11 protein-coding genes and 1 pseudogene are annotated in these 12,104 nt (G+C 66.7%); 5 read left to right on the top strand and 7 right to left on the bottom strand.

All coding sequences use genetic code 11. The features are described 5' to 3' along the window. Window positions 1-13 precede the first annotated feature (13 nt). The 3 genes from CFR71_RS07990 to CFR71_RS07980 form a co-directional block, all read right to left on the bottom strand. Window positions 14-328, bottom strand: a complete 315-nt coding sequence (locus CFR71_RS07990) for a ferredoxin family 2Fe-2S iron-sulfur cluster binding protein (RefSeq protein ID WP_110529925.1) — start codon at window positions 326-328, stop codon at window positions 14-16. A gap of 60 nt (window positions 329-388) precedes the next feature. Beyond that, the gene (locus CFR71_RS07985) at window positions 389-1,576 is read right to left on the bottom strand and encodes a cysteine desulfurase family protein (RefSeq protein ID WP_239020309.1); all 1,188 of its coding nucleotides are present in this window, start codon (window positions 1,574-1,576) and stop codon (window positions 389-391) included. 97 nt (window positions 1,577-1,673) lie between these two features. Then, window positions 1,674-2,825, bottom strand: a complete 1,152-nt coding sequence (locus CFR71_RS07980) for a cysteine desulfurase family protein (RefSeq protein WP_110529747.1) — start codon at window positions 2,823-2,825, stop codon at window positions 1,674-1,676. A 622-nt stretch (window positions 2,826-3,447) separates the two neighbouring features. On the opposite strand from CFR71_RS07980, the gene CFR71_RS07975 reads away from it, so the two are divergent. The 3 genes and pseudogenes from CFR71_RS07975 to CFR71_RS16850 form a co-directional block, all read left to right on the top strand. Continuing rightward, a complete protein-coding gene (locus CFR71_RS07975; protein WP_110529744.1) occupies window positions 3,448-4,113 on the top strand; it encodes an alpha/beta hydrolase in 666 nt (221 codons plus the stop codon). Window positions 4,114-4,419: 306 nt separating this feature from the next. Next, window positions 4,420-5,664 (top strand): tyrosine--tRNA ligase, encoded by a 1,245-nt coding sequence (gene tyrS / locus CFR71_RS07965; protein WP_110529738.1) that lies wholly within the window; start codon window positions 4,420-4,422, stop codon window positions 5,662-5,664. A 20-nt stretch (window positions 5,665-5,684) separates the two neighbouring features. Then, window positions 5,685-6,179, top strand: a pseudogene (locus tag CFR71_RS16850) (DUF4186 domain-containing protein); the annotation flags it as partial. Here the strand turns inward: CFR71_RS16850 and CFR71_RS16845 are convergent. Further along, the gene (locus CFR71_RS16845) at window positions 6,140-6,595 is read right to left on the bottom strand and encodes a Rieske (2Fe-2S) protein (RefSeq protein WP_110529918.1); all 456 of its coding nucleotides are present in this window, start codon (window positions 6,593-6,595) and stop codon (window positions 6,140-6,142) included. The pseudogene CFR71_RS16850 and the gene CFR71_RS16845 sit on opposite strands and share 40 nt — an antisense overlap. Before the next feature lie 153 nt (window positions 6,596-6,748). Between CFR71_RS16845 and CFR71_RS07950 the strand changes: the two genes are divergently transcribed. Both CFR71_RS07950 and CFR71_RS07945 read left to right on the top strand, forming a co-directional pair. Continuing rightward, window positions 6,749-7,996, top strand: a complete 1,248-nt coding sequence (locus CFR71_RS07950) for an aminopeptidase (protein WP_110529732.1) — start codon at window positions 6,749-6,751, stop codon at window positions 7,994-7,996. Further along, window positions 7,993-8,496, top strand: coding sequence for a hypothetical protein (locus tag CFR71_RS07945; protein ID WP_110529915.1), 504 nt, complete (start codon window positions 7,993-7,995; stop codon window positions 8,494-8,496). Before CFR71_RS07950 ends, CFR71_RS07945 begins: the two co-directional genes overlap by 4 nt. Here the strand turns inward: CFR71_RS07945 and CFR71_RS07940 are convergent. Genes CFR71_RS07940 through rpe form a run of 3 tightly spaced genes read right to left on the bottom strand, consistent with a single transcriptional unit; the run spans window position 8,463 to window position 12,074 of the window. After that, window positions 8,463-9,620 carry a glycosyltransferase family 4 protein gene (locus CFR71_RS07940; protein WP_110529728.1) on the bottom strand — a complete coding sequence of 386 codons (1,158 nt, stop codon included), beginning with the start codon at window positions 9,618-9,620 and terminating at the stop codon, window positions 8,463-8,465. The two genes, CFR71_RS07945 and CFR71_RS07940, sit on opposite strands and share 34 nt — an antisense overlap. 14 nt (window positions 9,621-9,634) lie before the next feature. Next, entirely contained in the window at window positions 9,635-11,359 is a 1,725-nt protein-coding gene (locus CFR71_RS07935) for a heparinase II/III family protein (RefSeq protein ID WP_110529912.1), read from the bottom strand. A 34-nt stretch (window positions 11,360-11,393) separates the two neighbouring features. Then, window positions 11,394-12,074 carry a ribulose-phosphate 3-epimerase gene (gene rpe / locus CFR71_RS07930; protein ID WP_110529725.1) on the bottom strand — a complete coding sequence of 227 codons (681 nt, stop codon included), beginning with the start codon at window positions 12,072-12,074 and terminating at the stop codon, window positions 11,394-11,396. Window positions 12,075-12,104 lie beyond the last annotated feature (30 nt).

Genomic DNA, 12,104 nt, shown 5'->3' with positions numbered 1-12,104 from the left:
CAGCCCGCCCGCGTCAGGATGTGTGCGGCAGGCGCACCACGAGGCCATCGAGCGCCTCGGTCATCACGATCTGGCAGCCAAGGCGCGAGGTCTTTTCAAGCCCGAAGGCAAGATCGAGCATGTCTTCCTCATCCTCAGTCGGGGGCGTCAGCTTGTCCGCCCACTGCGGATCGACAACGACATGGCACGTCGCGCACGCCAGTGATCCCTCGCACGCGCCTTCGAGGTCAATTCCGTTCTTGTGCGCGATTTCCAGCACCGACAGCCCGATGGGGGCCGCGACCTCGCGCCGGGTGCCATCACGTTCGACAAAAACAATATGCGCCATCATTCCATCCTGAACACAGTTCCATGCCCGGACATCCCTGCCGGGCCGCTCTTCCCCGCGCTACGTGTCCCCTGCCGCCGCGCGGCACAGGATCGCCGCCGCACGATCCACATCGGCGCGTGAGGTATAGCGTCCCACCGCCAGACGCAAGCTTCGCGCGGCCTGCGCCGCGTCCAGCCCCATCGCCGTCAGGACATAGGAAGGCACCAGTTGCGCCGAAGAACACGCTGAGCCGGTGGACACACACAGTTCGGGCGCGCGTGCCATGATATCAAGGGCGGTGGCGTTGGCAAAACGCAGGTTCAGGTTGGACGCAAGGCGGTGTTCCATGCTGCCGTTGACCTCCAGCCCCGGACACCCGGCCCGCAGGAGGTGGAGCAGGCGGTCACGCAGCATGCGCATGCGCGCGCCGTCCGCCGCCATTTCCTGCATCGCGATGTGGCATGCCGCGCCAAAGCCGATCAGCAGCGGCGCGGGCAGCGTGCCCGACCGCAGGCCCCGTTCCTGCCCGCCGCCCGAAAACAGCGGCGTCAGGCGCACGCGCGGGCGACGGCGCACAAACAGCGCCCCCACCCCTTTTGGCCCGTACATCTTGTGCGCGGAGACCGAGGCGAGATCGAGGCCGCCCACATCCAGCGCGATCTTGCCCGCCGCCTGGGCAAGGTCGCTGTGCATCAGCGCGCCCGCCCGGCGCACCAGTGGCGCAAGGGCGGACAGGTCATGGATGACGCCCGTTTCATTGTTCGCCGCCATGATGCTGACCAGCAGGGTCGGCACCTCCAGCGCGCGATGCAGCGTATCGGGATCAAGTCGCCCGTCCGCCCCGACAGGCAGGATGACGGGCTCGCACCCTTCGGCGGCAAGGTCGCGGACGGATTCCAGCACGCATTTATGTTCGGTGGCGACCGTGATGACGCGGCGGCGGGTCGTGCCCATGGACAGCAGGTGACGCACCGCCCCCTTGATGGCGAGGTTATTGGCCTCCGTCGCGCCGGAGGTAAACACGATCTCCCGCACATCGGCGCCCAGCAGAGCGGCAACGCGCGCGCGCGCGATTTCCACGGCGGCCTGCGCGCGCTGGCCGGCCGCGTGATCGGCGCTGTGCGGATTGGCGAACTGCAGCGTGAACCACGGCAGCATCTCCTCCACCACGCGGGGATCGCAGGGCGTTGTCGCCTGATAATCGAGGTAGATTTCCCCATCCGGCAATGGCGTGTGCAGTTGCTGTGGCGTATCGAGCATTGTCATCCCTCATCCCGCCACGTCGCGCGGCCGGAACGTCCCGATGGCCGGGCATTGTGGTGGCGGGTATCATCATGGCCACAGGTGGGAACGCGACGCGCCATCATCTAGCCCCCGCGCGGGCGGGAAGGCGCGCGGCCATGTCGGCATAGGCGGCCATGAACGCCCCCACCTGTTCCGCCGTGACGGACCATGGCAGGGATACCCGGATGGCGCATCCGGCCAGATCGTCCATGCCCATCGCAACCAGGACATGCGAACGCGCCACCTTGCCCGAGGAACAGGCCGACCCGGCGGAGACGCAGAATCCCGCCATGTCCAGTGCGATCAGCTGCGTCTGCGCCCGCCTGTGGGGCAGGACAAGGCATGTGGTGTTGGGCAGTCGCGGCGCGTCACCGGAACATACCACCGCGCCACAACTGCGCGCCATCCGGTCGATATCATCGCGCCATCCTGCCATGCGGCCCTGATACGCCGGGTCGGCACAATCGCGTCGCGTCGCCACCAGGGCGGCCGCCATGCCCGCGATCGCCGGAAGGGCGGGCGTGCCACCCCGCCGGCCCTGTTCCTGCCCCCCGCCCGCCAGCATCGGCGGCAGGGCAAAAAAGCGATCGCCCGCCAGCACGAGCGCCCCGGCCCCTTTCGGGCCGCCGAATTTGTGGGCGGAGACGGCCATGCTGTCCGCCCCCAGTTCACGCAGGTCCACCGCCATGCGTCCCGCAGCCTGCACCGCGTCCACATGCAGGCGCGCGCCATGGGCGCGACACAGGCGCGCAATCTCCGCGATGGGCTGGATCACCCCCGTCTCGTTATTCGCCAGCATCACGCACACCAGCGGGGCATCATCCCCCGACGCGCGCGCCAGCATGGCCGCCAGCGCGTCGGCGCGGACGACCCCGTGCCCGTCAACGGGAATGACCTGCCCACCGCGCGCGCTGGCGGCCATGCGCACGGCGTCATGTTCCGTCGCGCCATACAGGATCGGTCGCCCCTGGCCCAGCGCATCGATCGCCAGCACGTTCGCCTCCGTCCCGCCGGAGGTCATGACGCAGTTTTCCGCCGTGGCGCCGAAAATGGCCGCCATTTCCTCCCGCGCGGTTTCCATGACCGCGCGCGCCGCGCGCCCGGCGCGGTGAACCGATGACGGGTTGCCACCGACCCGCGCCGCCGCCGTCATCGCCTCCAGCGCCTCCGGGCGGAGCGGTTCGGATGCGTTGGCATCCAGATAGTAGAAATCACCCGCGCCGCCGTTCATTTCAGTCCCCGATCCATATGTCGCCAGCAATACCACGACATTACTTTGTGGTTTAAGTTTACGATTTATCTGGCAATTTGTGAATTGGCCTCGCTATAAGCTGCGCATCCGACCTGGCGGCAGGGCCGCGCAGGGCCGAATGAGACGTGACGCTGGCAGTCGCACATCGGCAGCCGCGTCCCCGTACACGATCGCAATAGCGGAGCGTAGATCATGAGGCAGCATCCATGCAGGCAGTCCGCGCCGGCCCTTCATCCGCCAGCCATGACGGCATGCGCATGACACCCATACCTGCCGCAAATGCAATGCTTACCCGACAAAGAAACATTTTTAATCACTAGGCCACGTCAGCATTATCAGGCCCAATCGGTATATATCCGGGTCCGCACACAGTCATCATGGCATCCGGCACGACCGGATGCGGATATTCATTTTGGATTTACTGCCGCCATTGCAGCTGACATCACGGCCGCGTGGCGTTCCCCGGGGTGGTTCCGCCGCCCGTGGGGGCAATTGAACAGCCGCCTGTCCGATGCGGGGCATCGTTATCGGAAGGAATGAAACGCCAACCGCCCCGGCGCCATGCCATCAGGCCACCGGGCAACCATATGCGGGATCTTATATGCCTGAGGTCATGTTCGCCGGCCCTGACGGCCGCCTGGAAGGACGCTACCATCATTCAAGCGAGCCGAATGCGCCGCTTGCGCTGATCCTTCATCCGCACCCGCTGCATGGCGGCACCATGAACAACCGCATCACCTATGCGATGTATCGCGAGTTCGAAAAGATGGGCTTTTCGGTCATGCGCTACAACTCGCGCGGGGTGGGGCGTTCGCAGGGGCGCTATGACGGGGGAATCGGTGAAATCTCCGATGCCGCCGCCGCCCTCGACTGGATGCAGATGGTCAACCCGAACGCGCGCGGCCTGTGGATCGCGGGATATTCCTTCGGCGCGTTCGTGGGCATGCAGCTGCTGATGCGCCGCCCCGAAATCACCGGCTGGATCAGCGTCGCCCCGCCCGCCAACCATTACGATTTCGGCTTCCTCGCCCCGTGTCCCTGCGGGGGCCTGATGATCGCGGGCGATGCCGACGAACTGGTCCCCGAACCCGCCGTGCACAAGCTGGTGGACAAGCTGAACACCCAGAAGGGGGTCGAGGTCGATTACCGCATCTTCAAGGGTGCCGACCATATCTTTGCCAACCATGCCGATGAGGTCGCGGCCGCGCTGGAAGATCACGTCAGCACCGTGATGAACCGCCACGCGCTGGCCCTGGCCGCCGACTGAGCATTCGCCGTTGCGCACGCCGGCGATGCGCACGCTGGCGATGCCCGTGCGCGGTCGGCCTGTATCCGGTGGTGCGCCGGCATGTCGCGTCATGGCATGTCCCTGCTGCGCCTGTCCGGTCGCAAAACCGGACAGGCGGTAATGTCGCCCGTTATGTCCCTGCCGTGCCGAACGCATGAAACGCGCCCCGGTTTCATCGGCCATGGTTTCATCGGCTATAGTTTCATCACAGGGCGCGACCGTGCTAGACCCCGTCGCATATCCGCCGTCGCGGATCGGTGACAACCCGCAGATACAGTAGAGATCATGCCCAAAAGCGAATTCCTCCGCGAGGCCGAGGCACGTGGCTTCATCTTCCAGTGCACCGACATGGAGGCGCTTGACGCGGCCATGCAGGCCGGGCCGGTCGCGGGGTATATCGGGTTCGATCCCACCGCGGACAGCCTGCATGTCGGCAGCCTGATCCAGATCATGATGCTGCGGCTCCTGCAAAAGCATGGGCACCGCCCGGTTGCCCTACTGGGTGGCGGGACGGCGCGGATCGGCGATCCCTCCTTCCGTGAGGAGGCGCGCCAGCTCATGACGGCGGAAACGATCGCGCACAACCTGCACGGGATCGAGGGATGCCTGCGGCAGTTCCTGTCCTTTGACTCCACCGGTGGGGCCATGCTGGCGAACAATGCCGACTGGCTGGACCGGCTGTCCTATATCGACCTGCTGCGTGACGTGGGCGTCCATTTCTCGGTCAACCGGATGCTGTCATTCGATTCGGTCCGCAGCCGGCTGGAGCGCGAACAGGGGCTGACCTTCCTCGAATTCAACTACTCCATCCTGCAGTCCTATGACTTTCGCGAACTCAACGCGCGTCATGGCGTGACGCTGCAGATGGGGGGATCGGACCAGTGGGGCAACATCGTCTCGGGCATCGACCTCGTGCGCCGGATGAACCAGCAGCAGGTGTTCGGCCTGACGACCCCGCTGCTGACCACCAGTTCGGGCGCCAAGATGGGCAAGTCCGCGCGTGGTGCGGTCTGGCTGTCGGCTGCACGCCTGCCGGTGTTTGAATACTGGCAGTTCTGGCGCAATACGGAGGATGCGGATGTCGGGCGTTTCCTGCGCCTGTTCACCGACCTGCCGATCGAGGAATGCGACCGCCTTGCCGCCCTGCCCGGCGCGGGCATCAACGAGGCGAAAAAGGTCCTCGCCACCGAAGCGACGGCGCTGTGCCACGGTCGCGCGGCGGCGCAGGAAGCGGCCGAAGCCGCGCGCCGCACGTTCGAGGAAGGCGCGCTGAGCGCCGACGCGCTGCCCACCATCACCCTTCCCGCCGCCACCCTGCGCGAGGGCATCGCGGCGTTCCGCCTGCTCGCGGACAGCGGCCTTGTCGCCAGCAATGGCGAGGCACGGCGCCTGATCCGTGGGGGTGGCGCGCGCCTCAATGATGAGGTCATCGCGGACGAGGGGCGCGTGATCGGCGAAGGCGACCTGCATGACGGCGTCCTCAAGCTGTCATCGGGCAGGAAAAAGCACATCCTCGTCCGCCCGGCCTGAGCGGTGGCACCGGACAACGGATGAGGCATCCCCATTCCGCCCGCAGGCCAGGGCCGGGCGCGGCTGACAATGTGACCGACGACGTGGATGGGCGGCAGGCGGACCTGTTCGCGTCCCCCGCGCCACCGCGACGCGAACCGCCCGCGCCACCCGACCCGACATGTCCCCTGCCCGCCGTCGCGCCGGATCTGTGGGCGCGGCTGTCGCGTTCGGGATTCCGCGCCAGATTCCATCTCGACGACAGGGACCGGGCCTATCTGCGCCGGCAGGGGCTGCAGGCCGTATCCCGCCATGCCACCGAATTCATCGCGACCCGGCTTGCCCCCGCCCATCCGCATAAGGACGGGCGGCAGACACCCTGGCGGGGCCATCCGGTTTTCGTGGCCCAGCACGCCACGGGCACCTGCTGTCGTGGCTGTATCGAAAAATGGCATGGATTTACCAAGGGGCATGACCTGCAACCGACGCAGCAGGCCTATATCCTGGCGGTCATCCGTGGCTGGCTGATGCGCGAGGACCTGGCCTGCGCCCCAACGACTGATGCTCCCCCCGCTACGGACGAAGGTCCGCGGGCCGGCGTAGGGGCGGGCCGCACGCTGGCCCATACCGCGCCGTCATCGACCCATGCGACATAGGGGCGCGGCATCGGATTCGCCGTCTCCATCCGGCCACCGGGCGCATCCACGTCGCCATGCACACCGAATGTCCACATATGCAGCGGACAGACCAGCCGGTCATACATCACATATCCACCCGACAGCCGCGCGTTGCCATGGGGACAGCGATCGTCGAACACGCATGGCTGCCCGTCCTGTGTCGTCCATACCACCAGCGCGCGGCCCTGCGTCACGACGCGTTGTGGACGTTCACGCGCGGCATCGAGCGCGCAGAGCCTGACGGCATCGCCGAGCGCGTCCGGGGCACCTGTCATTTCCATCGCCTTCGCATCCTTTCCCACGATAAGGTATGATTTTACGCAACCCGGCAATGTCGTCTATCGTATCGTGACAGGCTTCCCGCCAAGGGCCGGGGCGGTTCCATCCCGCCCGGCCCCTGCACCGTCATCAACAGGATGAACCCACGCATGCCCGCAGTACCCAACCACGCAGAACTTCTGGACCGGCTTGGCGAGGTTGCGGTCCGGGTCGGGCTGAACATCGCCCATGGCCAGCAACTGCTGATCACCGCCCCGCTGGAGGCCGTGCCGCTGGTCCGGCGCATCACCGAACATGCCTATCGCGCCGGTGCGTCGCTGGTCAGCACCTTCTACACCGACGACGAAACCACGCTGGCGCGTTTCCGCCATGCGCCGGACGATGCATTCGACACGGCGGCGAAATGGCTGCATGACGGAATGGCCGATGCCTATCGCAATGGCGCGGCGCGTCTGGCGATTACCGGCGGAAATCCCATCCTGCTGGCGCGCGAAAACCATGAACGCGTCGCCCGCGCCTCCCGCGCGAATTCGCTGGCGGGTCGCGCGTCGATGGAACTGATCACGAATTTCGCCATCAACTGGAACATCGTGGCCTGCGCCACCCCCGCATGGGCCCAGCAGGTCTTTCCCGACCTGCCGGCCGATCAGGCGCTGGCGCGGCTGTGGGACGCCATCTTCGCCGCATCGCGCGTCACCGCCGACGATCCCGTGGCCGAATGGGCGCGGCATAACGAAATCCTGCACCGCCGGGCCGCGTGGCTGAATGAACGACGTTTCGCGGCGCTGCATTTCCGGGGGCCTGATACGGACCTTACGGTCGGGCTGGCGGATGGCCATGCCTGGGCGGGCGGATCGGAACCCGCGCGCAACGGCATCGTCTGCAACCCCAACATCCCGACGGAAGAGGTCTTTACCACCCCGCACGCCCGTCGCGTCAACGGCACGGTCCGCGCGACCAAACCCCTGTTCCATCAGGGAACGCTGATCGACGATATCGCCGTCCGTTTCGAGGAGGGCCGCATCGTGGAGGCCAGCGCCAGCGCCGGGCAGGAGGTGCTGACGCGCATACTCGATACCGACGAAGGCGCGCGCCGCCTGGGCGAGGTCGCGCTGGTTCCCGCGTCGTCCCCCATTTCCAGCAGCGGCATCCTGTTCCGCAACACGCTGTTCGATGAAAACGCGGCCAGCCATATCGCGTTGGGACAGTCCTATACCAAATGCATGCTCGACACCGACAGCCTGACAGAGGCGCAGCTGAGCGAGCGCGGCGCGAATTCCAGCTTCATCCATATCGACTGGATGATCGGATCAAACCGGATCGACGTGGATGCCATCACCCATGACGGCAGCCGCGAATCGTTGATGAAACAGGGGGAATGGACCAGCCAGCCATGACGTTCCGCACATACATCCTTGCCGCCGCCCTTGCGGTGGCCCTGCCTGCGCTGCCAGCGATGGCAGCGCCCGCACCCGCGGCGGCCCCGGCACAGGCACAGCCCGCGCCCGACCCGAAGGCGACGATGGCGCATGACATCAATGCCGCCGCGCAGTACCGCCTGCCTGACAATTTCTTTGCGATCATGATCCCGACCATCAAGGAGATCAAGGCGCGCAACGTTCCCCCGCCGGACACCAGCAACCTGTCCCTGTCGCAGACCATCGAACGCACGGCACAGACGGAACGCCTGATGCCGATCCTGCGCGACCATGGGCTGAGTGCTTCGGATTTCGTCATGGGCATCACCACATTCGGCATGACGACCGCCCTGATGCACCAGCAGGCCCCCAAGGGCGCGCCCGCGCTGAACCCCGCCAACGTGAAGCTGATCAACACCCACCCGCAGGAAACCCAGGCCCTGATTCAGGAAATGGGCGGCGAACTTTCCCAGCCCTGACGCCCTTCGCCCGCATCGCGCGTCAGCAGGGCAGCCGTGCGGGCGATCACCCTTTCCTGTAAAAACAGTTCCAGCGCGCGCTGGCGCCCCGCATCCCCCATGCGGCGGCGCAGCGACGCGTCGCGGGCAAGCCGCCCCAGCGCCGCCGACAGGGCCGCAACCTGCCCCGCCGGCACGCAAAAGCCGCTCACCCCTTCCACAATCTGTTCGCGGATGCCACGGATATTGCTGCCCACGACCGGCAGGCCACACAGCATCGCCTCGATCACCGTCATGGGAAGCCCCTCGAAATGGCTGGGCAGGACAAAGATGTCCGCCGCCGCCATCAGGTCCGCCACGTCGGCGCGATATCCAAGGCGCTTCAGCCGTGGCCCGAGTTCCGCCCCGGCCGCATCGAGGCACGCCCCCATGTCGGGACCATGATCGGTGGGCAGGCGCTCGCCCGCGATCCATAGCGTGGCTTCGGGCACGTCGCGCATCGCCGCCAGCAGTTCCGGGTATCCCTTGTGCCGCACCAGACGCGAAACCGCGAGGATGACGACATCATCCGCCGCAGCCCCCAGTTCGGCGCGCACCCTGCGGCGGGTCGGCGCATCGGGGCGAAAGACCTTCCCATCGCGTCCGTTGCCGATGGCCGTGGCATGCCGGTGTATGCCCAGCCGCCGCGCATCCCGCGCCTCCTCCTGCGAGACGGTGAGGTAGATATCGGTGATGCGTCCCGCCAGCCATTCCAGCACGAGCGCCAGCATCCGCCGCCATGCCGGTCCGGGCTGGTTGAACAGGAACCCGTGACAGGTATAGGCCACGCGCGGGACGCCACACAGCCACGCGGCAAAACGGCCCAGCAGGCCGCTGATGGGCATGTGGACATGTACCATGTCGGGCCGTTCCCGCCGGATCAGGCGGATCAGCGCCCCCAGCGCGCGCACCTGCGCCAGCGGGGAAAAGGAACGCGCCATGGCTACGGGTTCCACGCGAAAGCCATCGGCCCGCACGCCCGCCAGCAGCGGCCCTTCGGCGCAGGCCCCGACGACTTCATGTCCCTGGTCACGCAACCGGCGCATCAGCGGATGCAGGAAATGATACAGCGCGAAATCAACATTCGTGATTTCGAGGATTTTCATTCCCCGCCCGGGCGTCATTCGCGCTCCAGCCCCCAGCGGATCACGCTGCGCCTGCGGCCGGGCGGCACGTCCGCCGGCGCGGGAATATCCGGAATCCCGCTTCGCGCCGCAGGCGGGGCGTCAGGCATTTTTCCGGCCTCCTCCCCCTTGGCTACGGGGTCATCGACGCCAGCCGGCTGCCTGCGTCCGCCACCGGGTGTGACGCGCACGACAATCTGGGTGGAGGGCACCGGCCGCGTCCCGCCGGAATAGACGCTTTCCTCCACCGCGACTTCACCGCCCGTGGCGCGGAAACGCCATGTCTGCTCCCCCGCCTCCAGCACGACGGTGCCGTTCTGGGGATCGGGCTGGGCATAGACGGATGGATGCAGGTGCAGCCGCAGGACGAAGGCCAGTTCGCGTTCGCCCTCGATCGTTTCCTCGCCACGCAGCCCGTCGCCACCGCTTCCCAGATACAGCCGCCGGGAATAGGTCGCGCCCGCCGTTGGATAATATCCGTCATGCGACAGGGTGATCCAGTGCGCGCCTTCGCGCGTTGCATGCTCCACCTCCACATGGGCGGGGCGACGCGCCACGGTGCCGTCCTCATGAAAATCGGAGGAGGAAAGCCCCTCCACCTCAACGGTGGAATGGGCTGCCGTCTGGCGCAGCGCCTTTTTCCATTGCGGCAGCAGGCCACCGCCGCAATTGACGATCAGGCGCTGGCGCATGCACGAAAATTCCAGCGACAGCGTCCCCGCGTGCGCGTTGTGGTCATGGCCCGTGGGCGCGGGCGCGCCCGCGTCGATCAGCAGCAGCGAACGTCCCGCCTGCGCCCGCACGAATCCGCCATCAGGCATCGCATTGGCGACCACCCGCGTGCGCGTGGCCTGCGACAGCACCATCTCGATCAGGGTGGCGGTCCGTTCATGGCTGCCGTTGAACAGCGCCAGCCCCCCGTCGCCATGGCGCATGGCCCGCAGGACGGGGCTCATCTTGTCCAGCGCAAGGGCGACCGAATGGGGCAGCGCATGCTGGGCGGCCTGCATCATCGCGCGCATTTCCGCCAGTTCGCGCAACGCGCGCAGCTGTACCTCCGGACTGCGCTGGACATGCCAGCCATCGGGCAGGATCTGGCGTTCGACCTCCCCATCGATATAACGCCGGTACCGGCTGAGGAACCCGGTATATTCCGGCATGGCCACCGCCACCGCAAGCAGCCCCTTCAGCGCGGTCAGGGATTGCCAGTCATGGCATTCCGGCGGCAGCAGGGCGGCAATCGTGCGCCCCTCCACCAGCAGGCGCGCCATCAGGCGCTGGCGGAACTGGTCGCTGGCCGACGCGGCGAAGAAATCGTAATGACCCAGCCACGCCGCCACCCGCGCCCCCGCCACGGAACAGTCGCGCACCATGGGATGGGTGGGGGGATTGAGCAGCCAGTCATCCACCAGCGCGCGCGCACGCAGGCGCGCGGCATCGGTTCCCACCGCGCGCAGGTCGCGCAGCCAGCGGAAACTGTGCAGTCCCTCGCGAAACGCGGGTTCATATCCGGGGTTGTCCCACATTCCCGGCCCGACGGGATGGGTATATCCCGCCAGCGTCAGGCTGCCCTTGATGAGCATGGCGCCGATCCCGGCATCGCCCGGCCACAGGTCGCGGATGTTGTGGACCGGCGCGACAGGCACCCGCCCCTTGCCAACCAGCAGCGGCAGCCGGGCCATCGACAGACGCGCACCCTGTGCCAGCCGCTTCAGGACCATGTCGGATCCACCGCTCCGATGATGTGAACGCCCCTCACGCCGGGCGGGATGCCCCGCCTGTGCGCAGGGCATTGATGGCGCGGGCATAATCCTCCTGCCCGTAAACCGAGGTGCCGGCAATCAGGACATCCGCGCCCGCCTGCGTCGCAAGGGCGGCGGTTTCGGGCGTGATCCCGCCATCCACGCCAATGCGGATGTCACGTCCCGTGGCATCGGCCATTTCACGCAGGGTGCGGATTTTCCGAAGCTGGCTGGTCAGGAACTTCTGCCCCCCGAACCCCGGGTTGACCGTCATGACAAGGATCATGTCCACCAGGTCAAGCACCTCTTCCGCGGCCTCGGGCGGGGTGGCGGGACAGATCGCAAGTCCGGCCTTCACCCCATGGTCGCGCACGTGCTGCAGGGAACGGTGGGTATGCGGCCCGGCCTCCACATGGATATGGATATGATCGGCGCCCGCCTTGGCAAAGGCCGCGATATACGAATCGACCGGCGCGACCATCAGGTGCACGTCGAACGGCAGGCGCGAATGCGGACGCAGCGCGCTGACCAGCTGCGTGCCCATCGACAGGTTCGGGACGAAATGGCCATCCATCACATCCAGATGGAGCCAGTCCGCGCCCGCTTTTTCGACGGCAGCGACTTCGTCCGCCATGCGGGAAAAATCAGCCGACAGGACGCTCGGCGCGATAAGGGGAGAAGATAGAGCTGCCATACCTCTTTGATATCAGGAATATCGAAGACA

This window comes from Novacetimonas pomaceti (assembly GCF_003207955.1).
GTDB lineage: Bacteria > Pseudomonadota > Alphaproteobacteria > Acetobacterales > Acetobacteraceae > Novacetimonas > Novacetimonas pomaceti.
This window is presented reverse-complemented; position numbering and strand designations above follow the sequence as displayed.

Bases quoted from the DNA above. Each gene is read 5' to 3' on its own strand.
- CFR71_RS07985 (WP_239020309.1), bottom strand. From the start codon at position 1,576: ATGACAATGCTCGATACGCCACAGCAACTGCACACGCCATTGCCGGAT.
- CFR71_RS07935 (WP_110529912.1), bottom strand. From the start codon at position 11,359: ATGGTCCTGAAGCGGCTGGCACAGGGTGCGCGTCTGTCGATGGCCCGG.
- CFR71_RS16845 (WP_110529918.1), bottom strand. From the start codon at position 6,595: ATGACAGGTGCCCCGGACGCGCTCGGCGATGCCGTCAGGCTCTGCGCG.
- CFR71_RS07950 (WP_110529732.1), top strand. From the start codon at position 6,749: ATGCCCGCAGTACCCAACCACGCAGAACTTCTGGACCGGCTTGGCGAG.
- CFR71_RS07940 (WP_110529728.1), bottom strand. From the start codon at position 9,620: ATGAAAATCCTCGAAATCACGAATGTTGATTTCGCGCTGTATCATTTC.
- CFR71_RS07945 (WP_110529915.1), top strand. From the start codon at position 7,993: ATGACGTTCCGCACATACATCCTTGCCGCCGCCCTTGCGGTGGCCCTG.
- CFR71_RS07980 (WP_110529747.1), bottom strand. From the start codon at position 2,825: ATGAACGGCGGCGCGGGTGATTTCTACTATCTGGATGCCAACGCATCC.
- CFR71_RS07975 (WP_110529744.1), top strand. From the start codon at position 3,448: ATGCCTGAGGTCATGTTCGCCGGCCCTGACGGCCGCCTGGAAGGACGC.
- rpe (WP_110529725.1), bottom strand. From the start codon at position 12,074: ATGGCAGCTCTATCTTCTCCCCTTATCGCGCCGAGCGTCCTGTCGGCT.
- CFR71_RS07990 (WP_110529925.1), bottom strand. From the start codon at position 328: ATGGCGCATATTGTTTTTGTCGAACGTGATGGCACCCGGCGCGAGGTC.
- tyrS (WP_110529738.1), top strand. From the start codon at position 4,420: ATGCCCAAAAGCGAATTCCTCCGCGAGGCCGAGGCACGTGGCTTCATC.